At 69.8% G+C, this 24,688-nt stretch carries 25 protein-coding genes; 9 read left to right on the forward strand and 16 right to left on the reverse strand.

From position 1 onward, the window contains the following. Window positions 1-49: 49 nt before the first annotated feature. From R0232_RS33585 to sucC, 5 genes are all read right to left on the reverse strand, one after another. Window positions 50-700, reverse strand: coding sequence for an FHA domain-containing protein (locus R0232_RS33585; RefSeq protein WP_431510807.1), 651 nt, complete (start codon window positions 698-700; stop codon window positions 50-52). A gap of 75 nt (window positions 701-775) precedes the next feature. Next, window positions 776-1,579, reverse strand: a complete 804-nt coding sequence (locus R0232_RS33590; RefSeq protein WP_093351492.1) for a Stp1/IreP family PP2C-type Ser/Thr phosphatase — start codon at window positions 1,577-1,579, stop codon at window positions 776-778. 46 nt (window positions 1,580-1,625) lie between these two features. Continuing rightward, window positions 1,626-2,315: a TerC family protein gene (locus R0232_RS33595; RefSeq protein ID WP_093351495.1), complete on the reverse strand. Its 690-nt coding sequence runs from the start codon at window positions 2,313-2,315 to the stop codon at window positions 1,626-1,628. A gap of 119 nt (window positions 2,316-2,434) precedes the next feature. Then, entirely contained in the window at window positions 2,435-3,328 is an 894-nt protein-coding gene (gene sucD / locus R0232_RS33600; protein ID WP_431510808.1) for a succinate--CoA ligase subunit alpha, read from the reverse strand. 11 nt (window positions 3,329-3,339) lie between these two features. After that, a complete protein-coding gene (sucC, locus tag R0232_RS33605) occupies window positions 3,340-4,506 on the reverse strand; it encodes an ADP-forming succinate--CoA ligase subunit beta (RefSeq protein WP_093351500.1) in 1,167 nt (388 codons plus the stop codon). A gap of 235 nt (window positions 4,507-4,741) precedes the next feature. Here sucC and argC point away from each other — a divergent pair, with 235 nt between their 5' ends. Beyond that, window positions 4,742-5,665: an N-acetyl-gamma-glutamyl-phosphate reductase gene (gene argC / locus R0232_RS33610; protein ID WP_431510809.1), complete on the forward strand. Its 924-nt coding sequence runs from the start codon at window positions 4,742-4,744 to the stop codon at window positions 5,663-5,665. 52 nt (window positions 5,666-5,717) lie between these two features. Here argC and R0232_RS33615 read toward each other — a convergent pair whose 3' ends face one another. The 4 genes from R0232_RS33615 to recA all read right to left on the reverse strand — a co-directional run bounded on the left by R0232_RS33615 (window position 5,718) and on the right by recA (window position 8,525). Further along, on the reverse strand, window positions 5,718-6,464 hold the full coding sequence (locus R0232_RS33615; RefSeq protein ID WP_398501625.1) for a hypothetical protein: 747 nt from the start codon (window positions 6,462-6,464) through the stop codon (window positions 5,718-5,720). Window positions 6,465-6,537: 73 nt separating this feature from the next. Then, window positions 6,538-6,954 (reverse strand): SRPBCC family protein, encoded by a 417-nt coding sequence (locus tag R0232_RS33620; protein ID WP_431510810.1) that lies wholly within the window; start codon window positions 6,952-6,954, stop codon window positions 6,538-6,540. Further along, window positions 6,941-7,396 (reverse strand): recombination regulator RecX, encoded by a 456-nt coding sequence (gene recX / locus R0232_RS33625; protein ID WP_093351512.1) that lies wholly within the window; start codon window positions 7,394-7,396, stop codon window positions 6,941-6,943. The genes R0232_RS33620 and recX overlap by 14 nt, the downstream gene beginning before the upstream one ends. Before the next feature lie 67 nt (window positions 7,397-7,463). Further along, window positions 7,464-8,525, reverse strand: coding sequence for a recombinase RecA (gene recA / locus R0232_RS33630; protein ID WP_431510811.1), 1,062 nt, complete (start codon window positions 8,523-8,525; stop codon window positions 7,464-7,466). Between the two features lie 146 nt (window positions 8,526-8,671). Between recA and R0232_RS33635 the strand changes: the two genes are divergently transcribed. The 3 genes from R0232_RS33635 (at window position 8,672) to R0232_RS33645 (ending at window position 11,372) form a co-directional block, all read left to right on the forward strand. After that, window positions 8,672-9,157: a MarR family winged helix-turn-helix transcriptional regulator gene (locus R0232_RS33635; RefSeq protein WP_093351519.1), complete on the forward strand. Its 486-nt coding sequence runs from the start codon at window positions 8,672-8,674 to the stop codon at window positions 9,155-9,157. A gap of 66 nt (window positions 9,158-9,223) precedes the next feature. Then, window positions 9,224-9,895, forward strand: coding sequence for a response regulator (locus tag R0232_RS33640; RefSeq protein ID WP_093351522.1), 672 nt, complete (start codon window positions 9,224-9,226; stop codon window positions 9,893-9,895). Between the two features lie 37 nt (window positions 9,896-9,932). Continuing rightward, window positions 9,933-11,372, forward strand: coding sequence for a sensor histidine kinase (locus tag R0232_RS33645; RefSeq protein WP_208511734.1), 1,440 nt, complete (start codon window positions 9,933-9,935; stop codon window positions 11,370-11,372). A 9-nt stretch (window positions 11,373-11,381) separates the two neighbouring features. Here the strand turns inward: R0232_RS33645 and R0232_RS33650 are convergent, their stop codons facing one another. From R0232_RS33650 to R0232_RS33660, 3 genes are read right to left on the reverse strand one after another with little or no spacing between them, the layout of a single operon-like run. Continuing rightward, window positions 11,382-11,591 (reverse strand): sporulation protein, encoded by a 210-nt coding sequence (locus tag R0232_RS33650; RefSeq protein ID WP_208511733.1) that lies wholly within the window; start codon window positions 11,589-11,591, stop codon window positions 11,382-11,384. Window positions 11,592-11,605: 14 nt separating this feature from the next. Continuing rightward, window positions 11,606-12,442, reverse strand: a complete 837-nt coding sequence (locus R0232_RS33655) for a biotin--[acetyl-CoA-carboxylase] ligase (RefSeq protein ID WP_431510812.1) — start codon at window positions 12,440-12,442, stop codon at window positions 11,606-11,608. 2 nt (window positions 12,443-12,444) lie between these two features. Continuing rightward, window positions 12,445-13,179 (reverse strand): SET domain-containing protein, encoded by a 735-nt coding sequence (locus R0232_RS33660; protein ID WP_431510813.1) that lies wholly within the window; start codon window positions 13,177-13,179, stop codon window positions 12,445-12,447. Between the two features lie 140 nt (window positions 13,180-13,319). Between R0232_RS33660 and R0232_RS33665 the strand changes: the two genes are divergently transcribed. Continuing rightward, window positions 13,320-16,271: a DNA topoisomerase III gene (locus tag R0232_RS33665; RefSeq protein WP_431510814.1), complete on the forward strand. Its 2,952-nt coding sequence runs from the start codon at window positions 13,320-13,322 to the stop codon at window positions 16,269-16,271. Window positions 16,272-16,274: 3 nt separating this feature from the next. Next, on the forward strand, window positions 16,275-17,261 hold the full coding sequence (locus R0232_RS33670; protein WP_431510815.1) for a tripartite tricarboxylate transporter substrate binding protein: 987 nt from the start codon (window positions 16,275-16,277) through the stop codon (window positions 17,259-17,261). A gap of 12 nt (window positions 17,262-17,273) precedes the next feature. Here the strand turns inward: R0232_RS33670 and R0232_RS33675 are convergent, their stop codons facing one another. Continuing rightward, window positions 17,274-18,131 (reverse strand): oxidoreductase, encoded by an 858-nt coding sequence (locus R0232_RS33675; RefSeq protein WP_431510816.1) that lies wholly within the window; start codon window positions 18,129-18,131, stop codon window positions 17,274-17,276. Window positions 18,132-18,359: 228 nt separating this feature from the next. Between R0232_RS33675 and R0232_RS33680 the strand changes: the two genes are divergently transcribed. Then, window positions 18,360-18,539, forward strand: a complete 180-nt coding sequence (locus R0232_RS33680; protein ID WP_093351542.1) for a hypothetical protein — start codon at window positions 18,360-18,362, stop codon at window positions 18,537-18,539. Window positions 18,540-18,552: 13 nt separating this feature from the next. Here the strand turns inward: R0232_RS33680 and R0232_RS33685 are convergent, their stop codons facing one another. After that, window positions 18,553-19,446, reverse strand: coding sequence for a gamma-glutamyl-gamma-aminobutyrate hydrolase family protein (locus R0232_RS33685; protein WP_093351544.1), 894 nt, complete (start codon window positions 19,444-19,446; stop codon window positions 18,553-18,555). Between the two features lie 106 nt (window positions 19,447-19,552). Between R0232_RS33685 and R0232_RS33690 the strand changes: the two genes are divergently transcribed. Continuing rightward, window positions 19,553-20,608, forward strand: a complete 1,056-nt coding sequence (locus R0232_RS33690; RefSeq protein WP_431510817.1) for a sugar phosphate isomerase/epimerase family protein — start codon at window positions 19,553-19,555, stop codon at window positions 20,606-20,608. Window positions 20,609-20,617: 9 nt separating this feature from the next. On the opposite strand, the gene R0232_RS33695 is transcribed toward R0232_RS33690, so the two are convergent. Together R0232_RS33695 and R0232_RS33700 are read right to left on the reverse strand one after the other, a co-directional pair. Next, window positions 20,618-21,703, reverse strand: coding sequence for a catalase family protein (locus R0232_RS33695; RefSeq protein WP_431510818.1), 1,086 nt, complete (start codon window positions 21,701-21,703; stop codon window positions 20,618-20,620). Window positions 21,704-21,815: 112 nt separating this feature from the next. Beyond that, window positions 21,816-23,309 carry a PLP-dependent aminotransferase family protein gene (locus R0232_RS33700; RefSeq protein WP_431510819.1) on the reverse strand — a complete coding sequence of 498 codons (1,494 nt, stop codon included), beginning with the start codon at window positions 23,307-23,309 and terminating at the stop codon, window positions 21,816-21,818. Window positions 23,310-23,391: 82 nt separating this feature from the next. Between R0232_RS33700 and R0232_RS33705 the strand changes: the two genes are divergently transcribed. After that, entirely contained in the window at window positions 23,392-24,642 is a 1,251-nt protein-coding gene (locus tag R0232_RS33705) for an MFS transporter (protein ID WP_431510820.1), read from the forward strand. Window positions 24,643-24,688 lie beyond the last annotated feature (46 nt).

Raw genomic sequence — 24,688 nt, forward strand, 5'->3', positions numbered from 1 at the left:
GGAACCGGGATCGGAATCGGGGCCGGTTCGCCGACGGAAGACCCGCGGCTCAGACCCGCGCGAACTGCAGGCGCAGGGTGCCGAGCTCGAGCAGGTCGCGCTCGTGCAGCGCGACGGCCTCGACACCCAGCGGCTCGCCGTTGAGCAGGACGGCGCCCATGACGCTCGCCGCCACGTAGCCCTGGCGGCGGCGCGTGACGACCGCGACGGCAACGCCGGGCTTGCCGACGGTGGTGACGACCTTCTGCAGCGGCAGGTCGTGCCCGGCGTTCTCGCCGGCCAGCACGCGCAGCACCGGCACGCCGAGCTCGACCAGCGCGCCCGATTCGGTGGGCGCGGCGGACAGCGGAATGGGGGCGGAAGACTCGGTGCCGACGACGACCTGGACCGGCGTGCCGGCCGCGGGCGCGGCGCTGCGCGCGCGGTAGTGGATGCGGCAGCCGCCGACCTCGATGACATCGTTGTCCTTGAGCGTCCGCTTCTGCACGGCCACTGCATTGACGTAGGTGCCGTTGGTGCTGTTGAGGTCTTCAATTTGGACATCGCCACCGCGCAGGGTCAGAACGGCATGCTCGCCGCTCACCGCGAGATTGTCGACCACGATGTCGTTGTAGGCGCGCCGCCCGAGGGTGGTACGGTCCTTCGCGAGCGTCACTTCCCGAATGACGACACCATCGATCGAGATACTCATTCTCGGCACTGCCGACTCCCTGATTGCAATTGTCGCGGGGCCGACGACGACGCGGCGGATGCATCCGCCGCCCCATCGCCTGCGTCAGGCCGCCGCGCGTGGCAGGCTGGCCCGGGCCAGGATGACAGAAATGTTATCCCGTCCGCCATTTTCGTTGGCGATGTTTGCCAAAAGTGATACCTTGGACTCAATACCACCGTCTTGTCTCGTCAGAAGCGTGAAAAGCTGGGCGTCTGGGACCATTTCGCTGAGCCCGTCGGAGCACAGCATATAGAGGTCGTCGGGCCTGGCCGTGTGTTCATGCATTTCCAGCAAGACTTGGGCCTCGACGCCGACGGCGCGGGTCACGAGGTTGCGGTTGGGCGAGGACAGCGCTTCCTCGGCCGTGATGGCGCCGGCATCGAGCTGCTGCTGGCGCAGCGAATGGTCGCGCGTGAGTTGCTCGAGCTTGTCGTTGCGCAGCCGGTAGCAGCGCGAGTCGCCGATGTGGCCCACCATCACGCGGTGCGGCCCGAAGGCGGCCAGGACCAGCGTGGTCCCCATGCCCTGCAGGTTGGGATTGGTCAGGCTGCCGTCGAGGATGGCGGCATTGGCCTCGTCGGTCGCGGCCTGCAGCGCGCGCCGCACGACGCGGGCCGGCGCCTGCGGACCGGCCTGCACGTACCAGCGCCGGAAGTTCGCATGCACCAGCGACACCGCCATCGCGCTGGCGACCTCGCCGCCCTTGTAGCCGCCCATGCCGTCGGCCAGCACCGCCAGCCCGAGCACGGGATCGACATGGACCGCGTCCTCGTTGTGGGCGCGCACGCGGCCGACGTCGGTCAGCGCCGCGAACTCCCACGAGAGCGGGGGACGGGTCGAGAAGAGGGAAGTGCCGACACCTACCATGGTCGCAAGTGTCGGCGAAGCGGCAGCCCGGTGGTGGCTTCCGCCGTCAGTGCTGCGCCGCGGCCGCGTGGGCACGCCGCTGGAGCAGCTTGCCCACCGCCACCACGAACAGCGCACCGGCCGCGGCAGCGGCGTAGTGCAGCCAGGGGTTGGCCGCCAGCACCTCGCGCAGCGACACGTCGCTCACGATGGTCTCGCCGCCGACCCAGCCGATCAGCGCCGCGCCCAGCATCACGATGATGGGGAAGCGCTCCATCAGCTTGATCATCAGCGTGCTGCCGAAGATCACGAGCGGGATGCTGATCGCCAGGCCCAGCACCAGCAGCACCATGCTGCCCTGCGCGGCGGCCGCCACGGCGATCACGTTGTCCAGGCTCATCACGAGGTCGGCCAGAAGGATGGTGCGCACGGCCGCCATCATGCTGCCGTACTCCTTGGAGTCGCCGTCGCCCTCGTCTTCCTCGCCGAGCAGTTGCAGGCCGATCCACAGCAGCAGCAGGCCACCGACGATCTGCAGGTACGGCAGCGCCAGCAGCTTGGCCGCCACCACCGTCAGCACGATCCGCAACACGACGGCCGCGCCGGAGCCGAAGAGCACCGCTTTTTTCTGCTGCTCGGGCGGCAGCGAACGCGCCGCCATGGCGATCACCACGGCGTTGTCGCCCGACAGGATGATGTTGATCCAGACGATCTTGATCAGGCCGATCCAGAAGTCCGTGCTTTGAAGAAGTTCCATGTCTCTGATCCCGCTTTGTTTTTGTGAAAAAAACGCCCGCAATCGGATTGCGGGCGTCTTGTTCTTTCTTGCGCGTGTGAGGTCTCTTTACGGACCTTGCTGGGCGCGAACGCCGTGGCTTACAGCTTGCCCTTGAGCAGCTTGGCCAGTTCCGAGAAGTTGCGCGTCACGGTGAAGCCGCACTCTTCCATGATGGAGAGCTTGGCCTCGGCCGTGTCGGCACCGCCCGAGATCAGCGCGCCGGCATGGCCCATGCGCTTGCCGGGAGGCGCGGTCACGCCGGCGATGAAGCCGACCACCGGCTTCTTCATGTTGTCCTTGCACCAGCGGGCGGCGTCGGCTTCGTCGGGACCGCCGATTTCGCCGATCATGATCACGGCGTCGGTTTCGGGGTCGTCGTTGAAGGCCTTCATCACGTCGATGTGCTTGAGGCCGTTGATCGGGTCGCCGCCGATGCCGACTGCCGACGATTGGCCCAGGCCGATCTCGGTCAGTTGCGCCACGGCTTCATAGGTCAGCGTGCCCGAGCGGCTCACGACGCCGATGCGGCCCTTGCGGTGGATGTGGCCGGGCATGATGCCGATCTTGATCTCGTCGGGCGTGATCAGGCCGGGGCAGTTCGGGCCGAGCAGCAGCGTCTTCTTGCCGCCGGCGGCTTCCTTGGCCTTCATCTTGTTGCGCACTTCGAGCATGTCGCGAACGGGGATGCCCTCGGTGATGCAGATCGCCATGTCCAGGTCGGCCTCGACGGCTTCCCAGATCGCGGCCGCGGCGCCTGCCGGCGGCACGTAGATCACCGACACGGTGGCGCCGGTCTGCGTGGCGGCTTCCTTCACCGAACCGAAGATCGGGATGTTGAAGATCGACTCGCCGGCCTTCTTCGGGTTCACACCGGCCACGAAGGCGTTCTTGCCGTTCGCGTATTCCTGGCACTTCTCGGTGTGGAACTGGCCCGTTTTGCCGGTGATGCCTTGGGTGATGACTTTGGTGTCTTTGTTGATGTAGATCGACATGACTCTGTTCCTTAGGCCTTCTTGACTGCTGCCACGACCTTCTGGGCCGCGTCCGCCATGGTGTCGGCGCTGATGATCGGCAGGCCCGAGTCGGCCAGCAGCTTCTTGCCTTCGGCTTCGTTGGTGCCCTTCATGCGCACGACCAGCGGCACTTGCAGGTTCACGGCCTTGCAGGCCGCGATCACGCCGGTGGCGATGGTGTCGCACTTCATGATGCCGCCGAAGATGTTGACGAGGATGGCCTCGACATTCTTGTTCTTCAGCATGATCTTGAAGGCTTCGGTGACCTTCTCGGGGGTGGCGCCGCCGCCCACGTCGAGGAAGTTGGCCGGCTCGCCGCCGAACAGCTTGATGGTGTCCATCGTGGCCATCGCGAGGCCTGCACCGTTCACCAGGCAGCCGATGTTGCCGTCGAGCGAGATGTAGGCGAGGTCGAACTTCGAGGCTTCGACTTCGGCCGGGTCTTCCTCGTCGAGGTCGCGCAGCGCGACGATCTCGGGGTGGCGGAACAGCGCGTTGCTGTCGAAGTTGAACTTGGCGTCCAGGGCGATGATGTTGCCCTTGCCGTCACGGTTGAGCGGGTTGATCTCGACCAGCGAGGCGTCCGTCTCCATGTAGCAGGTGTAGAGCTTCTTGAAGATGTCGACGGCTTGCGCGGTCGAATCGGCCGGGATGCCGATGCCGTCGGCGATCTGCTTGGCCTGCTCGTCGGTCAGGCCGGCTTGCGGGTCGGCGAACACCGTGATGATCTTCTCGGGCGAGGAGTGGGCCACTTCCTCGATGTCCATGCCGCCTTCGCTCGAAGCGATGAAGGCCACCTTCTGGGTGGCGCGGTCGGTCACGGCCGAAACGTAGTATTCCTTCTGGATGTCGGCGCCGTCTTCGATGTAGAGGCGGCGGACCTTCTGGCCTTCGGGGCCGGTCTGGTGCGTCTTGAGCTGCATGCCGAGGATCTCGCCGGCCAGCTTCTTCACGTCCTCGATGGTCTTGGCGACCTTCACGCCGCCGCCCTTGCCACGGCCACCCGCGTGGATCTGGGCCTTGACCACCCAGACCGGGCCGCCCAGCTTCTGGGCGGCTTCGACCGCCTCCTGGACCGTGTAGGCCGGAATGCCGCGCGGCACCGGCACGCCGAACTTGGCAAGGATTTCCTTGCCTTGGTACTCGTGAATCTTCATGAGGGATGTCTCTCGGAAGGAAGAGGTTGAATAAACGGGAGATCTAGGCAGGCTGGTGTTGGCTCTGTTGTCCACAGGCGACGGCAGCCTGACGGCTGGGGGCGGCGGACAATCGCGGACTGTATCATGGTGCGCCGCATCAATACTGACGGGCGTGTGCGGTCAATACGTACTTTCTTCTAGCCCGTCCTCTTCCGCCCCCTTTCCTCCAGCCCTTCCATCAGGCAACCCCACCATGGCCAAGGTTTTCATCGATGGCGAAGCCGGCACCACCGGCCTCCAGATCCGCGAGCGGCTGCAAGACATGCCGCAGGTCGAGCTCGTGAGCATCGCGCCCGAGCTGCGAAAAGACGTCAATGCCAAGCGCGACCTCATGGCCGGCGTCGACCTCGTCGTGCTGTGCCTGCACGACGACGCGGCACGCGAATCGGTCGCGCTGATCGACCAGTTGCCCGGCAAGAAGCCCAAGATCATCGACGCCTCGACCGCGCACCGCGTGGCGCCGGGCTGGGTGTTCGGTTTTCCCGAACTGGTGGCGGGCCACTGGCAGGCCGTGGCCCAGGCCGACCGCGTGGGCAACCCCGGCTGCTACGCCACCGGCGCGATCGCCATGGTTCGTCCGCTGGTCGACGCGGGCCTGCTGCCCGCCGACTTCCCGATCGCGCTGCCCTCGGTCAGCGGCTACTCGGGCGGCGGCCGGACCATGATCGAGGCCTACGAGAAGGGCGAGGCGCCGCTGTTCGAAACCTACGCGCTGGGCCTCACGCACAAGCACATCCCCGAGATCATGAAGTACACCGGCCTCACGCGGCGCCCGGTGTTCATCCCCTCGGTCGGCAACTTCAAGCAGGGCATGCTGGTCCAGCTGCCGCTGCACCTCGACCTGCTGCCCGGCAAGCCGAAGGCCGGCGACCTGCACGAGGCGCTGGCCGCGCACTACGCGAAGAGCAACACGCCCGAGCAGTTCGTGAAGGTGCTGCCGCCCACCGCGGACGGCAAGCTCGACGCGCTGGCGCTCAACGACACCAACCAGCTCGAGATCCGCGTGTTCCCGAACGAGGACCATCGCCATGCCGTGGTGATCGCGCGCCTGGACAACCTCGGCAAGGGCGCGAGCGGCGCCGCGGTGCAGAACCTCAAGCTGATGCTGTCGCTCTGAGGCGCGGCCTCCACCATTCGAAAGGCGCCGGCTCCCCGGCGCCTTTTTCGTTTCAGCCCACCAGCCAGAGCCCCGTGCCGAGCAGCGCCGCATGCAGCGCGAGCACGATGTAGAACGGCTTGCGCGAGGGCGTCGACATCTCCTGCAGCGTCTCGTGGATGCGCCGCGTGATCAGCGCGCGCAAGGCCGGGTCCTGCGTCGCGACGGGCCCGCCCTGCACCGTGGGAAGCGGTGCCGGCTCGCCTTGCGCGGCGCGGCCCTGCTGCCATTCGGCCAGCAGCTCGTTGAGCGGCAGCCGGTTGACCACGAAGGCGATCACCGCCCGCACCGCCTTGCCTTCGCCGAGCACCGGCGCGAGCTGCGCGCTCAGTGCATCGACCGAGAGCCAGTCGCTCACGCGCTGCAGCGCCCCGTGGGTGCGCGGCATCGATTCGATACGCCCGGCGATGGCATCGCCCAGGCGCTGCGCCACGGCCTCGCCGCGCGCGGCCACCAGGTGCTGCATCGCGCGCGTGCGGCCCTGCGACACGCCGAGCAGCACGTAGACGCCGATGAAGAGCCCCAGCAGCAGGCCCACCAGCAGCGGCGGCGAGGCCAGCAGCGCCAGCACCGCGCCGGCGCCGCCCGCGCGTGCGCCGGGAATGCCGGGGCCGCTCAACCGGCTCAGGTAATAGACGAAGGCGCCGCCACCGAGCACCACGCCGAAGAAGACGCCCTTCGCGACCGAACCGACGAAGGCGGCGCCGGCGCGGGCGCCTGTGCGCACCAGTGAAGGGGATCCGGTGGGTTCCGAAGACATCTGCGACTCCTCCTCTTTGTATGAAGCCGCGGATCATGCCATCGGCCCGTCGCGGGCTTGGCCGCTCGGGCGCTCAGTCGGCCGGCGCCTCGAGCAGCGCCTGCAGCGCGCGCAGGTCGCGCGCGATCCACTCGGCGTCGTGCGCGAAGGCCGCGTCGTCCATGTGCGGCTGGCGCAGCAACGTGAACTGCAGCTCGCAGGCGCCGGGCGCCACGCCGATGACACGGAACGGCACGTAGACCTCGGGCACGCCCTCGGGCGCCACCCAGTGGTCGAGCACGCCGAGCTCGTTGGCCGGCGCGAAGCGCAGCACCGCGCGGCCACCGGGCGTGGTCGCCAGCCAGCGATCGCCGTCGCGCGTCAGCGCGCCGTCGGCCAGGCCGCTGGCCCAGTCGGGCAGGCGCGCGGGATCGGCCGCCAGTGCATAGGCCGCGCGCCAGCCGCAGGCCACGCGCTGCGTGATCACGCGAGACGGTTCATTCGAGCTCATCGATATCGCTCCTCAGCACCTTGGCCGCCACCGCGGCCGAAAAGCCCCGCGCCATCAGGAAGCGGGCCTGCCGGGCGCGCTCCTTGGGATCGGCGGGCGGGGCGTCGAAGCGGCGGCGCCAGAGCGCGGCCGCGCGTTCGAGCTCGCTGCCCTGCAGCCCGGCCACCGCCTGCGAGATGGCCTCGGCGCCGATGCCCTTGGCCTGCAGTTCCTGCCGCACGCGCGCCGCGCCGAGCCGGCCCGCGCGCTGGTGCAGCACCGAGGCGACCACGCGCTCCTCGCTGATGAAGTCCTTGGCCGCGAGCTCGTCGAGCGCGGCCTTGAGCGTGCCCGGCTCTTCCTCGTAGCGCGCCAGCTTGCGCTCGAGTTCGCTGCGGGAATGCTCGCGCTGGCTCAGCAGGCGCAGCGCGCGGCCTTTCAGGGAAGGAGCATCGAATGCCATCGGAAATGCGGAAGCGGAAAAAGAAAGCGGGGCGGCCGAAGGCGCCCCGCTCGCAGGCATCGGCTGGTTATTCGGTCGCGCCGGCCGCGTCCGCCGCCAGCAGCGGGATGCCCAGCGATTCGCGCACCTTGTTCTCGATCTCGCGCGACAGCTCGGGGTTCTCGCGCAGGAACTCGCGCGCGTTGTCGCGGCCCTGGCCGATCTTCTCGCCGTTGTAGGCGTACCAGGCACCCGACTTGTCGATGATCTTGGCGGTCACGCCCATGTCGATGATCTCGCCCTCGCGGCTGATGCCCTCGCCGAACAGGATGTCGAACTCGGCCGTCTTGAACGGGGGCGAGACCTTGTTCTTCACCACCTTGACCTTGGTTTCGTTGCCGATGGCCTCGTCGCCCTTCTTGATGGTGCCGATGCGGCGGATGTCCAGGCGCACCGAGGCGTAGAACTTCAGCGCGTTGCCGCCGGTGGTGGTTTCGGGCGAACCGAACATCACGCCGATCTTCATGCGGATCTGGTTGATGAAGATGACCATGCAGTTGGTCTTCTTGATCGTGGCCGTGAGCTTGCGCAGCGCCTGGCTCATCAGGCGGGCCTGCAGGCCGGGCAGCGAGTCGCCCATTTCGCCTTCGATTTCGGCCTTGGGCGTGAGCGCGGCGACCGAGTCGATGACGATCAGGTCGACGGCGCCCGAGCGCACCAGCGAGTCGACGATCTCGAGCGCCTGCTCGCCGGTGTCGGGCTGGCTGATCAGCAGGTCGGACAGGTTCACGCCGAGCTTCTGGGCGTACTGCACGTCGAGCGCGTGCTCGGCGTCGACGAAGGCGCAGGTGCCGGCCTGCTTCTGCATGGCGGCGATGACCTGCAGCGTGAGCGTGGTCTTGCCCGAGGATTCCGGGCCGTAGATCTCGACCACCCGGCCGCGCGGCAGGCCGCCGACGCCCAGGGCGATGTCGAGGCCCAGCGAGCCGGTGGAGACCACCTGGATGTCCTCGAGCGCCTCGCCTTCGCCGAGCCGCATGATCGTGCCCTTGCCGAACTGCTTTTCGATCTGGGCCAGCGCGGCCTGGAGGGCCTTGGCCTTTTCGGTGTTGGCGCCTGCGATGCTCGAGCCCTTGACGACTGCGTCCATGTGAAAAACTCCTTGAAGATCAACGGGTTGTGTACTGTCGGATCCATCTGCTTTTAACTACAGCCTGGATGCTTGAACAGTAGTGTAGGGGCGGATGGACTCGAGTAAACCCATTTTTTGGTCAGTTTGCTTTACCATTTGGCGCCGTGAGCGACACCCCCTTCCCCCTCGATCCCGATGCCTGGCGCCAGACCCACCTGGGCCGGCTGCTCGGCCATGCGATGCGTCGCTTCGACGAGCGCGTGCTCGCGCTGATGGCGCACGACGTCGACGTGCCGCTGGCGCTGTCCAACCTCGCGGCGCGCGCGCAGGTGAGCGCGGCCCACGTCCACATCACGCGCCACCTCGCACGCGAGGGCTCGCGCCTGACCGAGCTCGCCGAGCGTGCCGGCATGACCAAGCAGGCCATGGGCGCGCTGGTCGACCAGTGCGAGGCCTGGGGGCTGGTCACGCGCGGGCCCGATCCGCTCGATGCGCGCGCGCGGCGCGTGCTGTTCACGGCCGACGGCCTGGCCTGGCTCGAGGCCTTCCGCCAGGCGGTGACGCAGGCCGAGCGCGAGTTCCGCGCCAGCGTGGGCGACGATGTCGCCACCGTGGTAACCATCGGTCTGGAAGCCTATACGGCGGGCTAGACTCCCCCCGAGCGGAGACAACGTGCAACGGCGCCGCCCACGGCGCGAACCGGGCTGGAGGTGGCTATGCGGATACTGATTGCCGAAGACGACAAGGTGCTGGCCGATGCACTGCTGCGCAGCCTGCGCACCTCGGGCGCCGCCGTCGATCACGTGGCCAACGGCTCCGAGGCCGACACCGCGCTCATGACGCACAGCGAGTTCGACCTGCTGATCCTCGACCTCGGCCTGCCCAGCCTGCACGGCATCGAGATCCTCAAGCGGCTGCGCGCGCGCGGCTCGCAGCTGCCGGTGCTGGTGCTCACCGCGGCCGACAGCGTGGAGGAGCGCGTCAAGGGGCTGGACAACGGCGCCGACGACTACATGGCCAAGCCCTTCAGCCTGCAGGAGCTCGAGGCGCGCGTGCGCGCCCTCACGCGCCGCGGCATGGGCACCACCAGCAACGCGATCAAGCACGGCCCGCTGATCTACGACCAGGCCGGCCGCGTCGCCACGCTCGACGGCAAGATGGTCGAGCTGTCGGCGCGCGAGCTGGGCCTGCTGGAGGTGCTGCTGCAGCGCGCGGGCCGGCTGGTCAGCAAGGACCAGCTGGTGGAGCGCCTGTGCGAATGGGGCGAGGAAGTGAGCCTCAACGCGATCGAGGTCTACATCCACCGCCTGCGCAAGAAGATCGAGAAGGGCCCGGTGCGCATCGCCACCGTGCGCGGGCTCGGCTACTGCCTCGAAAAGATCCAGTGACGCGCGTGCGGCCGCCGGGCGCGGCGGGTCCGGTCCGATGAAACTCTTCCAGCGCGCGCAGCGCTCCCTGTTCGGCGAGATCCTCGACTGGATGCTCACGCCGCTGCTGCTGCTGGTGCCGGTCAGCATCGGCGTGACCTGGCTGGTGGCGCAGGGCATCGCGAGCGCTTCCTTCGACCGCGTGCTCACGCACAACATCGAGACGCTGGCGCGCACGGTCTCGCTGCAGAAGGACAGCCCGCGCTTCGTGCTGCCGCAGCCGACGCGCGAGATCCTGCGCGGCGACGACACCGACCGCGTGTACTACCAGGTGCTCGACAGCCACGGCACGCTGCTCAGCGGCGAGCACGACGTGCCGCACCCCAGCCTCGACGAGCCGCCGACCATCGGCCAGGTCCAGCTGCGCGACGGCGAGATGAACGGCAAGTCGGTGCGCGTGGCCTGGATCTGGCTGGCCGGCGACGCGCCCGATGCGCCGCCCGCGCTGCTGCAGGTGGCCGAGACGCGCCAGAAGCAGTCGCTGCTGGCGGCCGACATCATCAAGGGCGTGCTGCTGCCGCAGTTCGCGATCCTGCCGCTCGCGGTGCTGCTGATCTGGCTGGCGCTGGTGCGCGGCATCAAGCCGCTGTCGGTGGTGGAGGCGCGCATCCGCGAACGCCGCCCCGGCGACCTGAGCCCGCTCGACGAGTCCTCGGTGCCGCTCGAGGTGGTGCCGCTGGTGTCCTCGGTCAACGAGCTGCTCGACAAGCTCAACGATTCCATCGACACGCAGAAGCGCTTCCTGGCCGACGCGGCGCACCAGCTCAAGACGCCGCTCGCGGGCCTGCGCATGCAGGCCGACCTGGCGCAGCGCGAGAACGCCAATGCCGACGAGCTCAAGCAGTCGCTCAAGCAGATCGGCCGCGCCAGCGTGCGCGCCACCCACACGGTGAACCAGCTGCTGTCGCTGGCGCGCGCCGAGGGCAACAGCGCCGGCGCCCATCGCCAGCCCTGCGACCTGGCGCGGCTCACGATCGAGGTGGTGCGCGAAGCGGTGCCGCGCGCGATCGAGAAGCGCATCGACCTCGGCTACGACGGCCTCGATCCCGGCTCGCGCGGCGTGGTGCTCGAGGGCAACCCGACCCTGCTCAAGGAGCTGGTGCGCAACCTGGTCGACAACGCCATCAACTACACGCCCTCGCGACCCGAACGCACCGGCGTGATCACCGCGCGGGTGCTGGCCGATCCCTTCGGCCGGGTGCTGCTGCTGCAGGTGGAGGACAACGGGCCGGGCATTTCGGAGGCCGACCGCGAGCTCGTGTTCGAGCCCTTCTACCGCGTGCTGGGCAACGAGGCCGACGGCTCGGGCCTGGGGCTGCCGATCGTGCGCGAGATCGCGAACCAGCACCATGCGCAGGTGACGCTCGAGGACGCGCATCCCGAGCGGCAGCCGCCGGGCGCGCGCTTCACGGTGCGCTTCGAGAGCGCGCCGGCCTGAGCGGCCGGCTCATCGGGCGCTGGGACCCGAGGCACCGGCCTTCGGCGGCTCGGCGCGGATCTGCAGATATTCGGGATGGATCTGCCGCGTGAGGCGCTGCGGATCGCGCTCGTCGAGCCCCGCCGGCGCGAGCCCGAAGCCCGCGAGGTCGCCGCGCGACCACAGCCAGTAGCCGCCGTTGAGGACCAGCAGGGCGATCACGACCAGGCGCAGCGGCATCGCGGCGTCCGGTTTCAGAGGGCCATGCCGCGCGGCCGCACGCTGACCTCGTCGCTGACGATGGCCTGCAGGCCCTCGGCCGTGCGCACCTGCAGCTCGCCGGTCCACGAGACGCCCTCGCACAGACCCGTGCGGCCGTCGCTCAGCACCACCTCGCGCCCGCGCAGCACGTCGCGCGCCGCGAAGCGCTCGGCGAACGGCGCGAAGCCGCGCGCGCCGAACGCGAGCACGTCGCGCACCAGCGGCGGGATCAGCTCGGCCAGCACCGCGGGCGAAGTGGCGTCGGGACGCCACTGGCGCACCCAGGCCGGTGGCGTGCGCATGCCCTCGGCATCGCGCGCGCCGATGTTCACGCCGATGCCGATGACCACGTAGCGCGGCGACGATGCGACGCCGGCGGCACCGCCGGCATGCGGCAGCGCGGTCTCGATCAGGATGCCCACGAGCTTGCGCTCGTCGACCCAGAGGTCGTTGGGCCACTTGAGCCCGAGCTTCGCCGCGCCCGTGGGATCGAGGTTCTCGGCCAGGCTGACGCCGACCGCGAGCGAGAGCCCCGACCAGTCGGCCGGTGCGAGCGGCAGGCCCAGCGAGAAGGTCAGCGACGGCGCGACATCGTCGCCGGGCTGCTGCGCGCTCTGCCAGGGCCGGCCGAGCCGGCCGCGGCCCGCGGTCTGGCGCTCGGCGACCAGCAGCACGGGCTCGGTCCGCCCGGCGCGTGCGCGCCGCATGAGTTCGGTGTTGGTGGAATCGATCTCGCCGACCACCTCGGCCGCGAAGCCCGGCAGCAGGGGGGCGAGCGCCGCGGCGATCCGCTCCTCGTGCCACTGCAGGGCGCAGCCGCCGGCGGCCATGCTCAGAGCCCGCCGTTGCCGGCCGCGGCGGGGGCCGCCTCGGCGACCGTCTCGGTCTTCTTCGCCTTGGCCGGCTTGTCGGCCTTCGGCGCCTTGTCCTTCTTCTTGCCGTCCTTCTTGTCCGCCTTCTTTTCCGACTTCTTCTCGGCTTTCTTTTCGGACTTTTTCTCGGCCTTCTTGTCAGCCTTCTTCTCGGCCTTCTCCTTCTCGGCCTTCTTCGCTTCCTTCTTCTTCGCCTTCTTCTTTTTCTTCTTGTCCTCTTCCTCGTCGTCCTTCGGCGTGAGCAGCGTGCCGCGGCATTGCTCGGAGCCGCAGTAGCACGGGAACTCGGACAGCAGCTTCTCGGTGTACGGCTCGTCGATGATCAGGCCGTAGTCGTAGTTGAGCTCCTCGCCGGCCGCGATGTTGCGCAGCGCCTTGATGTAGACGCGCCCATCGACCTCGTCGGCCTCGCAGTTGGGCTCGCACGAGTGGTTGATCCAGCGGGCCGCATTGCCGTCGACGTTGCCGTCGATCACGCGTCCGTCATCGATATGGAAGTAGAAAGTGTGATTCGGCTGGGCCGGATCGTGCGGATGGCGGCGCAGTGCCTCCTTCCACGTGATGATCTCGCCCTTGTACTCGATGATCCGCTCGCCTTCGGCCAGGTCCTGGACGGCGAACACGCCGTTGCCATGGACGGAGGAACGCCGCGTCTGAATTCGGCGGGCGTTGGAAAGTGGGGATTTGGAAGGCATCGCCGAAGTCTGTTAGTTTGAATATGCACACATGCGCGTGCGCGTGTGCGCACGCGAGAAGCCGCCGAGTATAGAGAGAGCCCATGGCACTGCGCGCATGGCCCGCGAGCCGGCTTGGCGAAACAGTTGAGAGAGCACAGATGACGAAGACATTGGTTATTGCAGAAAAACCGTCGGTGGCGCAGGACATCGTGCGTGCGCTCACGCCGGTGGCCGGCAAGTTCGACAAACACGACGAGCACTTCGAGAACGACCAGTACGTCGTGACCAGCGCCGTCGGCCACCTGGTGGAAATCCAGGCGCCCGAGGAGTTCGACGTCAAGCGCGGCAAGTGGAGCTTCGCCAACCTGCCGGTGATCCCGCCGCACTTCGACCTCAAGCCGGTGGACAAGACCAAGACCCGCCTCAACGCGGTGGTCAAGCAGGCCAAGCGCAAGGACGTGACCCAGCTCGTGAACGCCTGCGACGCGGGCCGCGAGGGCGAACTGATCTTCCGCCTGATCGAGCAGTACGCCGGCGGCAAGACGGGCCTGAACAAGCCGGTGCGGCGGCTGTGGCTGCAGTCGATGACGCCGCAGGCGATCCGCGACGGCTTCGACTCGCTGCGCACCGAGAAGCAGATGCAGGGCCTGGCCGACGCCGCGCGCTCGCGCTCCGAGGCCGACTGGCTCGTGGGCATCAACGGCACGCGCGCGATGACGGCCTTCAACTCGCGCGACGGCGGCTTCTTCCTCACCACCGTGGGCCGGGTGCAGACGCCCACGCTGTCGGTGGTGGTCGAGCGCGAGGAGCAGATCCGCAAGTTCGTCTCGCGCGACTACTGGGAAGTGCACGCCAGCTTTCTCGCGGAAGCCGGCCACTATCCGGGCAAGTGGTTCGACCCGGCCTGGAAGAAGGCCAACGCGCCGCTGCTGCCCAGCGGCGAGCCCGACCCCGAGCAGCGCGCCGACCGGATCTGGAACGAGCGCGACGCGCTCGCCATCGCGCAGGCCGCGCGCGGCAAGCCCGCCAGCGTCACCGAGGAGAGCAAGCCCACGACCCAGGCCTCGCCGCAGCTGTTCGACCTGACCTCGCTGCAGCGCGAGGCCAACAGCCGCTTCGGCTTCTCGGCCAAGACCACGCTGGCGCTGGCCCAGAGCCTGTACGAACGCCACAAGGCGCTGACCTACCCGCGGACCGACTCGCGCGCCCTGCCCGAGGACTACCTGCCGGTGGTCAAGCAGACCATGGGCATGCTCGCCACCAGCGGCATGCGCCACCTCGCGCCGTTCGCGCAGCAGGCGATCGATCAGAACTACGTGAAGCCGAGCAAGCGCATCTTCGACAACGCGAAGGTGTCGGATCACTTCGCGATCATCCCGACCCTGCAGGCGCCCAGCGGCCTGTCGGAAGCCGAGCAGCGCCTCTACGACTTCGTGGTGCGCCGCTTCCTGTCGGTGTTCTTCCCGAGCGCCGAATACCAGGTCACGACCCGCATCAGCACGGTGGCGCAAGCTGGCAAGAACTACGCCTTCCGCTCCGACGGCAAGGTGCTGGTCAAGCCGGGCTGGCTCGCGATCTACGGCAAGGAAGCCGTCAGCGACGACGACGAGAAGGACGGCAAGAACCTGGTGCCGGTGAAGCCCGGCGAGATGGTGCTGGCCGAGACCGTCGACACCAAGGGCCTGAAGACGCGCCCGCCGGCGCGCTACTCCGAAGCCACGCTGCTCGGCGCCATGGAAGGCGCGGGCAAGACCATCGACGACGAGGAACTGCGCGAGGCCATGCAGGAGAAGGGCCTGGGCACGCCAGCCACGCGCGCGGCCACCATCGAAGGCCTGATCGCCGAGAAGTACATGCTGCGCGAGGGCCGCGAGCTGATCCCGACCGCCAAGGCGTTCCAGCTCATGACGCTGCTGCGCGGCCTCGGCGTGGAGGAACTCTCCAAGGCCGAGCTCACCGGCGAGTGGGAATACAAGCTCGCGCAGATGGAGAAGGGCTCGCTGAGCCGCGACGCCTTCATGCGCGAGATAGCGGCGATGACCGAGCACATCGTCAAGAAGGCCAAGGAGTACGACCGCGACACCGTGCCCGGCGACTACACGACGCTGGCCACGCCCTGCCCCAACTGCGGCGGCGTGGTGAAGGAGAACTACCGCCGCTACGGCTGCACCGGCAAGAGCGGCACGGGCGAGGACGCCTGCGGCTTCTCGTTCGGCAAGTCGCCGGCCGGGCGCACCTTCGAGGTCGCCGAGGCCGAGGCGCTCTTGCGCGACAAGCACATCGGCCCGCTCGAGGGCTTCCGCTCCAAGGCCGGCTGGCCCTTCACCTCCGAGATCGTGCTCAAGTACGACGAGGAGGCGAAGAACTGGAAGCTCGAGTTCGACTTCGGCGACGACAAGAACGAGGACAGCGGCGAGATCGTCGACTTCAGCGAACAGGACACGGTCGGCCCCTGCCCGATCTGCGGCGCGCCCGTGTTCGAGCACGGCAGCAACTACATCTGCGAGAAGTCGGTGCCCACCAACGCCCAGCCCACGCCGAGCTGCACCTTCAAGACCGGCAAGATCATCCTGCAGCAGCCGGTGGAGCGCGCGCAGATGGAGAAGCTGCTGGCCACCGGCAAGACCGACCTGCTCGACAAGTTCGTCTCGATGCGCACGCGCCGCGCCTTCAAGGCCTTCCTGACCTGGAACGCGGAAGAAGGCAAGGTGACCTTCGAGTTCGCGCCGCGCGAGGGCGGCAGCAAGTTCCCGCCGCGCAAGACCTTCGGCAAGGCCGCGCCGGCCGGCAAGACCGCCGCCGCCAAGAAGGTGGCGGCGAAGAAGGCGCCCGCGGCCAAGAAGGCACCGGCCGAGAAGAAGGCGCCGCGCAAGACCGGCGCCGGCCTCAAGCCCAGCGACGCGCTCGCCGCGGTGATCGGCAACGAGCCGGTGGCGCGCACCGAGGTGGTCAAGAAGCTCTGGGACTACATCAAGGCCAACGGCCTGCAGGACGCGAAGGACAAGCGCTCGATCAATGCCGACGCCAAGCTCAAGCCGGTGTTCGGCAAGGACCAGGTGACGATGTTCGAGCTCGCGGGCATCGTGGGCAAGCACCTCACGGCGCTCTGAGCCATGCGGCGCAGAAGCTTCGCAGGCACGGCCGCCGGCCTCGCGCTGGCGCTGCTTTCCGCCTGGGTTCCGGCCCAGGCCGCCGACTGGCCCGACAAGCCCGTCAAGCTGGTGGTGCCCTTCCCGCCCGGGCAGGCCACCGACATCTTCGCGCGCGCGCTCGCCGAGCAGCTCGGCCGGCGGCTGGGCCAGCCGGTGATCGTCGACAACAAGGCCGGTGCCGGCAGCAACATCGGCACCGAGTTCGTGGTGCGTTCCGCGCCCGACGGCTACACGCTGGTGGTGGCCGGCAGCGCGATGGCGGTCAACCAGACGCTGTACGCCAAGCCCGGCTTCGACCCGCGCAAGGACCTCGTGGGCATCTCGCTGATCGCCAAGGTGCCGCTGGTGTTCCTCGCCACGCCAGAGAGCGGCATCCGTACGCTGGGCGAGCTCACGGCGCGCGCCAAGGCCGAGCCCGGCCGGCTCAGCTACGCGAGCGCCGGCATCGGCGGCACGCAGCATCTGTCGGGCGAGATGTACAAGTCGGCGGCGCATGTGTTCGTCACGCACATTCCGTACCGGGGCAGCGGGCCCGCGCAGGCCGACTTCCTCGGCAACCAGGTGCCGCTGATGATCGATTCGGTGACCGCCGCGCTGCCGCACATCAAGGCCGGCAAGGCGATCCCGCTGGCCGTGACCTCGGCCACGCGTTCCTCGCAGCTGCCCGAGGTGCCCACCGTGCGCGAGAGCGGCGTGGCCGGCACGCGCGACTTCGAGGCCGTGGGCTGGCTCGGCCTGATGGCGCCGCGCGGCACGCCGCCCGAGGTGCTGGCGCGCCTGAACCGCGAGGTGACCGAGATCCTGAAGAGCGAGCAGATGGCGCGCTTCATGCGCGAGCGCGGCTCGGAGCCGGCGCCCACGACCGGGCCCGAGTTCGACCGCTTCGTCGCGAGCGAGATCGGGCTCTGGGGCGCGGCCGTCAAGGCCTCGGGCGCGAAGCCCGAATAGGCTGCGGCGCGATCAGGCCGGCGTGAAGTCGGTCGACAGCGACAGCGATTCCCACGCGCTCAGTTCCTCCTGCAGCGCGGCCAGCTTCTCGCGCACCGCCTTCACCGCGTCGCTGCCCAGCAGCAGGTGCGCGGGCGGCGTCGGCGCTTCGACGATGCGCAGCATGGCGCGCGCCGCCTTCACCGGATCGCCCGCCTGCTTGCCGCTGCGCGCCAGCCGCGCCTCGCGCACCGGGCCCAGCACCGGTGCGTAGTCGGCGATGGTCTGCGGCGCGCGCACCATCGAGCGGCCGGCCCAGTCGGTGCGAAAGCCGCCCGGCTCCACGGCCGTGACGCGGATGCCGAAGCTCGCGACCTCCTTGCCGAGCGCCTCCGAGAGACCCTCGAGCGCGAACTTGCTGCCGTGGTAGATGCCGAGCCCCGGGAAGGTGACGATGCCCCCCATCGAGGTGATGTTGAGGATGTGGCCGCGGCGGCGCGCACGCATGAAGGGCAGCACGGCCTTGGCGACGGCCACCGCGCCGAACACGTTGACCTCGAACTGCCGGCGCACCTCGTCGAGCGAGGATTCCTCGAGCGTGCCTTCATGGCCGTAGCCGGCGTTGTTGACCAGCACGTCGATGGCGCCGACGCCGGCCTCGACCTCGGCCACCACGCGCTCGACCTCGTCGTGGCGCGTCACGTCGAGCAGGCGGCCGAAGGAACGGCCGGGCTGCAGCGCGTCGAAGGCGGCGCGCGCGGCCTCGTCGCGCAGGGTGCCGACCACGCGGTGGCCGGCGGCCAGCGCCTCCTGCGCGAGCGCGCGGCCGAAGCCGGTGCTCACGCCGGTGATGAACCAGGTGCGCTGCGGTGAAGAAAGAGCGGATGTCATGGCGGTGTCCTCTGGGTGTCGTGTGCCCTGAATGTGCGCCCGGTTTCCGCCTTTGATAAGCCGCCCGGCGAGCGAAGCGGCTTGCAGTTTTTCTTCAAGATCGCGCGCGGCGGGAACCCGGCGTGCCGCGGCGGCACCAACGACAAGACCCCGCGCGCGGGGTCTTGTTACATGCGCGCCATGACGCGCGGCCTATAGTCGTTCGATCCACCCCTGGGGACAGATTCCATGAAGTCATTGATTGCCACCGCCTTCGCCCTTGCCATGGGCTTCTCGCTCGCGGGCTGTGCCTCGTCCTCGCGCACCGCCGATGCCGGCAGCACCGCCTCGTCGGGCAGCGGCGTGACGGTGTTCGGCACCGTCGACGCCGGCGTCAGCGGCTACTCGACCAAGTCCGAGCGCCGCTGAACCGGCGCGGCGCTCAGCGGCGGCGCCGCAGCAACGCCTGCTGCAGCACGCGCGCCGCGCGGTCGCGGATCTTGCCGGGCGCGCCGCGCAGCGTGGTCTTGGGCGCCACCTTGGCGGTGGCGCAGGCCCACAGGAAGTCGTGCAGGATCGGCGTGTCGTCCACGGTCTCGGTGCTGCCGTACTTGTGGAATTCGGGGTGCCACTGCGTGGCCGCGATGTAGCTGCGGCCGCGCTCGGGCCGGCGGCGGATCGCCTCGGCCACCCGGTCGGGCAGGCTCCAGGCCTCGACCTCGAAACCGGGCGCGAGGTCCTTCACGCCCTGGTGGTGGATGCTGTTGACGCGCGCGGTCTGCACCTCGGGATAGAGCTTCGCGAGCCGCGTGCCCGGCACGATCCCGATCTGGTGGAAGTTCTGGTCGTAGGTCACCGGGTCGCGGTGGCGCAGCGTCTCGGGATGGCCGTGCTGCTCCTCGATGTCCTGGTAGAGCGTGCCGCCGAAGGCCACGTTGATGAGCTGCAGCCCGCGGCACACGCCGAAGATCGGCTTGCCGGCCTGCTCGAAGGCCTCGACCAGCGCGAGGTCGTAGAGGTCGCGGATGCGGTCGCCGATCCAGGCGTCCTTGAGCGGCACCTCGCCATAGCTGCCGGGCCAGACGTCGGCCCCGCCGTGCATCACCACGCCATCGAGCCACTCGGCATAGTGCGACAGCTTGGTGTCGCCGCGCGCGGTCTCGCCCGTGGGGCAGGGCACCATCACCACCATCGCGCCGGCCGACATCAGCCAGTGGGCGATCGACTGCTCGACGTACTGCAGGGTCTTGTTGGTGAACAGCGAGCGCGCCGGATCGGCGTGCGAGAAGCAGGCGGACAAACCGATCTTGAGTCGGGCGGAGACGGGCTGGGGCATCTCGTTGGGTTCCCTGTGAGCGAAATTCATTCTGCGCCCACCGAACTTCGGTCGTGTGTCAGCCGAACCCGCGAAGTATCCTGTCGAGCCCACAAGGAGACACCGCATGCAGACGATCAAGGGGCCCGCCATCTTCCTGGCCCAGTTCGCGGGCGATACCGCGCCCTTCAACTCGCTCGACGCGATCGCCGGCTGGGCCGCGGGCCTGGGCTACAAGGGCGTGCAGATCCCGAGCTGGGACGCGCGGCTGATCGACCTCAAGAAGGCCGCCGAGAGCAGGACCTACTGCGGGGAGATCCAGGGCACGCTCGCCGCGCACGGCCTCTCGATCACCGAGCTCTCGACCCATCTGCAGGGCCAGCTCGTCGCGGTGCACCCGGCCTACGACGCGGGCTTCGACGGCTTCGCGGCGCCCGAGGTGCGCGGCAATCCGGCGGCGCGCCAGCAATGGGCGGTGCAGCAGCTGCACTACGCGGCGAAGGCCTCGGCCAACCTCGGCCTCACGGCGCACGCGACCTTCTCGGGCGCGCTGGCCTGGCCCTACCTGTACTCGTGGCCGCCGCGCCCGCCGGGACTGATCGAGGAGGCCTTCGACGAGCTCGCGCGCCGCTGGCGCCCGATCCTCGATGCCTTCGACGCCGCGGGCGTGGACGTGGGCTACGAGATCCATCCGGGCGAGGACCTGCACGACGGCGTGAGCTACGAGATGTTCCTCGAGCGCGTGAACAACCATCCGCGCGCCTGCCTGCTCTACGACCCGAGCCACTTCGTGCTGCAGCAGCTCGACTACCTGGCCTACATCGACCACTTCCACGAGCGCATCAAGATCTTTCACGTGAAGGACGCCGAGTTCAACCCGACCGGCAAGCAGGGCGTGTACGGCGGCTTCCAGAAATGGATCGACCGCGCCGGGCGCTTCCGCTCGCTGGGCGACGGGCAGGTCGACTTCAAGGCCATCTTCTCGAAGATGGCGCAGTACGACTTCCCGGGCTGGGCGGTGCTCGAGTGGGAGTGCTGCATCAAGCACCCCGAGGACGGCGCGCGCGAGGGCGCGAAGTTCATCGCCGACCACATCATCCGCGTGGCCGACCGGGCCTTCGACGACTTCGCGGCCGGCGGCGTGGACGTGGCGGCCAACCGGCGCGTGCTCGGCCTCGACTGACGCAGCCGCTCAGCGGTGCAGCGGGCAGCCGTTGCGCTCGCTGCGAAATTCCGACGAGGCCGCATAGGCCGCCTTGCGCGCGCGCATCACCCCGCCCAGCGGCCGGTGCGCCGCGAGCGCCTGCCAGGGGCTGAAGGCCATGCCGTCGTCCATCTCGCGCGACAGCTCCTCGCTCCAGCCCGCTTGCGGCGGCGCCAGCACGCGCGCGACCGTCACGTAAGGGCTGAGTTCCTGCGGCCATTCGACCGAGGCATCCTCGACCGGCATGCGCTCGAGGTCGACGCACAGCTGGGCCCGCAGCTCCCACTCGCCGCCGTGCGTGCGCAGGAAGTCCATCACCGCCTCGCGCGTGCCGTCGGGCTTGCCGTCCAGATGCAGTTCGGCCTTCTCGAGCGCCACGAGCGCCTCGGACACCGGCGCGAGCTGCAGCTTGGCGATGTGATCGCCGAAGCGGATCGGCACCTGCGTGAAGAAGGTGGCGCCCAGCGGATGGGTCAGCGGATGCGCGCCCAGCGCGACCAGCTTCGCGCTCGAGCCGCCCGCGACCTCGATCAGCTTCTCGATGCTCTGCAGCACGCCCGACAGCAGCAACTTGCCGGTCGGCACGCGGTCGGTGGTGGCCGCGAGCAGCTTGAGGCTGCGCAGGAAGCCGTGCGCGTCGGGCGCGACGAACACCGGGCCGTCGACGAACAGGAAGTCCTGCGTGGTGTGGTCCTCGGAGCCCTCGACGCGCTCGCCCTCGACATCGAACACCTTGAGCGCCATGCCGCGCGGCAGCGAGATGCGGTCGTCGAGCACCTCGGCCGGCGGCGTCGACAGCCGCATCGCCGCGCGATGGCGCCCCGGCCTGGCGAACAGGCCCTGTGCGTACTCGGGCGGCAGGGCCTCGGGCACGACGAGTTCGGCTTGCAGCAGGCCGTGGCTCTTGGCGTGCACGGCGCGCATGGCGTGGCCGGTGTGCTCGGCCACGGTCTGCGCCATCTCGCGCAGCGTCGCCACCAGCTCGATCTGGGTCTGGGCCTCGTCCTCGCGCTCGGTCTCCACGGAGGGATCGAAGCGCACCGGAGTGCGGGCATGCGTGGCGGTGTCGTTCATGGTCGAGGCTCCTTTGGCATCCTGGGTCGGGTCATTGAGCGTGGCGCCCCCGGCGCGCGGTGTAGGCCGTCGGCTCCCGTGACTGCGCTCGACCGCCTGCACGCAGGCTGCGTCAGCCGGCGCGCGCGAGCTGCGCCACGCGCCGGATCGCGTCGTCGATGCGCACGGCCTCGATCAGCCCGTAGCCGAAGGCCAGGCCCTCGGGCACGTCGGCCGCGTGCGGATCGAGCGCATAGCGCGACAGCGGCGCCAGCGCGATGCCGGCCTCGGCCGCGCGCCGGGCCAGCAGGTCGGCGCGCAGCGGCGCATGCAGCCGGGCCGACAGATGCAGGCCGGCCTGCGAGGGAATGGCCTCGAACAGATCCGCGCCGTGGCGCACCAGCGCCTCGAGCAGCGCGCGGCGGCGCTCGCCGTAGACCTTGCGCATCTTGCGGATGTGGCGCGCCAGGTGGCCCTCGGCGATGAAGTCGGCCAGCGCGTCCTGGCCCAGCACCGGGCTGTGCCAGTCGGCCAGCTCGCGCATGCGCACCAGCGCCGCGCGCGCCCATGGCGGCGCCACCACGAAGCCCAGGCGCAGCGCGGGAAAGAGGCTCTTCGAGAAGGTGCCCACGTAGCAGACCGAGTCGGCGCGGTCCAGCGTCTGCAGCGCGTCGAGCGGGCGGCCGGCGAAGCGGAATTCGCTGTCGTAGTCGTCCTCGATCACCACCGCTTGGCGCTCGCGCGCGAAGGCCAGCAGCGCGGCGCGCCGCGGCGTCGACATGGCGACGCCGGTGGGGAACTGGTGCGAGGGCGTCACGCAGACCACGCGCGCCTCGGCCGGCAGCCGGTCGACGCACAGGCCCTCGGCGTCGGTGGGCACGGGCACCACCTTCGCGCCGGCGGCCGCCAGGGCCTCGCGCAGCGAGGGATAGGACAGTTGCTCGACCGCCACCACCGTGCGCCCCGGCACGACGAGGACGCGCGCGAGCAGCCCGAAGGCCTGCTGCGCGCCGGCGGTGACGACGATGTCGTTGGCGCCGCAGCCGACCGCGCGCGTGAAGGACACGTGGCGCGCGATCGCCTCGCGCAGCGCCGGCTGGCCGCGCGGATCGGCGTACTGCGCCGCTTCGCCGCCGCCGCGCGCGATGCGGCGCAGCGCGCGGTCGGACAGCCGGCGCCAGATGTCGAAGGGCAGCGCGCTCGCATCGGGCAGGCCGACGCGGAAATCGTCGCGCGCCGGGCGCTGCTGCAGCGTGGGCGGCAGGCCGGCGCCGGGCACGCGCGGCGGGGCCAGGCGTGGATCGCGGCGGGGCGTGCCGGCCTCGGTGAGCGCGGCGGTGCGTGGCGACCGGCCGCGGCGCGAGGCTGGCAGGGTGTCGGCCACGTAGGTGCCGGCCCCGGGACGGGCGACCAGGTAGCCCTCGCTGAGCAGCAGGTCGTAGGCCGCCAGCATGGTGTTGCGCGACACGCCCAGGCGCTGCGCGAGCGCGCGCGTGGCGGGCAGGCGGGCGCCGGGCCGCAGCCGGCCGTCGAGGATGGCGGCATGCAGCTGCCGGTGCAGCTCGCGCAGCAGTTCGCGCGAGCCGGCCGCGGGCAGCTGCAGGGACAGCTCGAAAAGTGGCTCCATGGAATTTGCCGATTGTGGTTCTTTTGAGGAACCAATCGCAAGCCTACGCTGGCGCCCTTGGAATGCTCGATGGAGAACCGCCATGCACCACGATCCCGCCCCCTCTTCCACCGCTCCCGCCACGCCGGAACGCCTGCCGCTGAGCCTCGCCTGGCTCGCGCTCGGCGCCTTCGCGATCGGCACCGAGAGCTTCATCGTCGCGGGCCTGCTGCCGGTGCTCGCGGCCGACCTGCGGATCAGCCCCACGCACGCGGGCCAGCTCGTGCTGCTGTTCGCGCTCAGCTATGCGATCGGCTCGCCGCTGATGGCCGCGGCCTGCGCGCGCTTCGGCCGCCGGCCGCTGCTGGTCGCGAGCCTCGCGGCCTTCAGTGGCCTCACGCTGCTGGCGTCGATGGCGCAGGGCTTCGGCCAGCTCGCGCTGGCCCGGCTGGCGCTGGGCCTGGTGGCGGGCGTGTTCGTACCGACCGCGAGCGCGGTGGCGGCTTCGCTGGTGTCGCCCGCGCTGCGCGGCCGGGCGCTGGCGATCGTCACCGGCGGCGGCACGCTGGCGGTGGCGCTCGGTGTGCCGCTCGGCGCCTGGATCGCGGGCTGGGGCGGCTGGCGCACGGCCTACCTGCTGATCGCCGCGCTGGGCCTGGTCGCGACCTTGGGACTGGCGGCCGGGCTGCCGCGCCGGCTCGCGGCGGCGGCGCCCGCCGTATCGGGCGGCGCCGCCTTCGCCGTGCTGCGTGCGCCGGGCGTGCTGGCCGGGCTCGGCGTCAGCGTGCTCTGGACCACGGGCGGCTTCAGCTTCTACACCTACATCGCGCTGTTCCTCTCGCGCACGGTCGGCATCGGCCCCGAAGGCATCGGCGCGGTGTTCGTCGCCATCGGCGTGGCGGCGGCGCTCGGCACCGCGGCCGGCGGCTGGGCCACCGACCGCTTCGGCGCCGACCGGGTGGCGCGCGGCTTCGCGCTGCTGCTGGTGGCGATCCTCGGCGGGCTGTCGCTCGCGGCCCAGGCGCTGCCCGGCGGCCTGGCGCTGCCGGCCGTGGTGGGCCTGGCGGCGCTGTGGGGTTTCGCGGGCTGGGGCTTCGGGCCGGCGCAGGCGGTGCGGCTGATCCGGCTGGCGCCCGAGCGCGCGCCGATGACGCTGTCGCTCAACGCCTCGGCGATCTACCTCGGGATCGCGGCCGGTTCGCTGTTCGGCGGCGTGGCGATCGCGTGGTTCGGCGTGAGCGCCGTCGGCTGGGTGGGCGCGGCCTGCCAGCTGGCCGGCGTGCTGCTGCTGGCCCATGGCCGCCGGCGCGGCGGCGGCACGGTCGCGCGGGTCGGGGAGCCCGCGGCGGCCTGAGGGCTTTCAGCTACTCTTTTGATAGCAATATCGGCCGATTTGTCGC

Source organism: Variovorax sp. DAIF25, from assembly GCF_050711835.1.
Classification (GTDB): domain Bacteria; phylum Pseudomonadota; class Gammaproteobacteria; order Burkholderiales; family Burkholderiaceae_C; genus Variovorax.

Excerpts from the sequence above, each read along its gene's own strand:
- R0232_RS33590 (WP_093351492.1), bottom strand. The coding sequence starts at position 1,579 with ATGGTAGGTGTCGGCACTTCCCTCTTCTCGACCCGTCCCCCGCTCTCG.
- R0232_RS33595 (WP_093351495.1), bottom strand. The coding sequence starts at position 2,315 with ATGGAACTTCTTCAAAGCACGGACTTCTGGATCGGCCTGATCAAGATC.
- sucD (WP_431510808.1), bottom strand. The coding sequence starts at position 3,328 with ATGTCGATCTACATCAACAAAGACACCAAAGTCATCACCCAAGGCATC.
- sucC (WP_093351500.1), bottom strand. The coding sequence starts at position 4,506 with ATGAAGATTCACGAGTACCAAGGCAAGGAAATCCTTGCCAAGTTCGGC.
- argC (WP_431510809.1), top strand. The coding sequence starts at position 4,742 with ATGGCCAAGGTTTTCATCGATGGCGAAGCCGGCACCACCGGCCTCCAG.
- R0232_RS33615 (WP_398501625.1), bottom strand. The coding sequence starts at position 6,464 with ATGTCTTCGGAACCCACCGGATCCCCTTCACTGGTGCGCACAGGCGCC.
- R0232_RS33620 (WP_431510810.1), bottom strand. The coding sequence starts at position 6,954 with ATGAGCTCGAATGAACCGTCTCGCGTGATCACGCAGCGCGTGGCCTGC.
- recX (WP_093351512.1), bottom strand. The coding sequence starts at position 7,396 with ATGGCATTCGATGCTCCTTCCCTGAAAGGCCGCGCGCTGCGCCTGCTG.
- recA (WP_431510811.1), bottom strand. The coding sequence starts at position 8,525 with ATGGACGCAGTCGTCAAGGGCTCGAGCATCGCAGGCGCCAACACCGAA.
- R0232_RS33640 (WP_093351522.1), top strand. The coding sequence starts at position 9,224 with ATGCGGATACTGATTGCCGAAGACGACAAGGTGCTGGCCGATGCACTG.
- R0232_RS33645 (WP_208511734.1), top strand. The coding sequence starts at position 9,933 with ATGAAACTCTTCCAGCGCGCGCAGCGCTCCCTGTTCGGCGAGATCCTC.
- R0232_RS33650 (WP_208511733.1), bottom strand. The coding sequence starts at position 11,591 with ATGCCGCTGCGCCTGGTCGTGATCGCCCTGCTGGTCCTCAACGGCGGC.
- R0232_RS33655 (WP_431510812.1), bottom strand. The coding sequence starts at position 12,442 with ATGGCCGCCGGCGGCTGCGCCCTGCAGTGGCACGAGGAGCGGATCGCC.
- R0232_RS33660 (WP_431510813.1), bottom strand. The coding sequence starts at position 13,179 with ATGCCTTCCAAATCCCCACTTTCCAACGCCCGCCGAATTCAGACGCGG.
- R0232_RS33665 (WP_431510814.1), top strand. The coding sequence starts at position 13,320 with ATGACGAAGACATTGGTTATTGCAGAAAAACCGTCGGTGGCGCAGGAC.
- R0232_RS33670 (WP_431510815.1), top strand. The coding sequence starts at position 16,275 with ATGCGGCGCAGAAGCTTCGCAGGCACGGCCGCCGGCCTCGCGCTGGCG.
- R0232_RS33675 (WP_431510816.1), bottom strand. The coding sequence starts at position 18,131 with ATGACATCCGCTCTTTCTTCACCGCAGCGCACCTGGTTCATCACCGGC.
- R0232_RS33680 (WP_093351542.1), top strand. The coding sequence starts at position 18,360 with ATGAAGTCATTGATTGCCACCGCCTTCGCCCTTGCCATGGGCTTCTCG.
- R0232_RS33685 (WP_093351544.1), bottom strand. The coding sequence starts at position 19,446 with ATGCCCCAGCCCGTCTCCGCCCGACTCAAGATCGGTTTGTCCGCCTGC.
- R0232_RS33690 (WP_431510817.1), top strand. The coding sequence starts at position 19,553 with ATGCAGACGATCAAGGGGCCCGCCATCTTCCTGGCCCAGTTCGCGGGC.
- R0232_RS33695 (WP_431510818.1), bottom strand. The coding sequence starts at position 21,703 with ATGAACGACACCGCCACGCATGCCCGCACTCCGGTGCGCTTCGATCCC.
- R0232_RS33700 (WP_431510819.1), bottom strand. The coding sequence starts at position 23,309 with ATGGAGCCACTTTTCGAGCTGTCCCTGCAGCTGCCCGCGGCCGGCTCG.
- R0232_RS33705 (WP_431510820.1), top strand. The coding sequence starts at position 23,392 with ATGCACCACGATCCCGCCCCCTCTTCCACCGCTCCCGCCACGCCGGAA.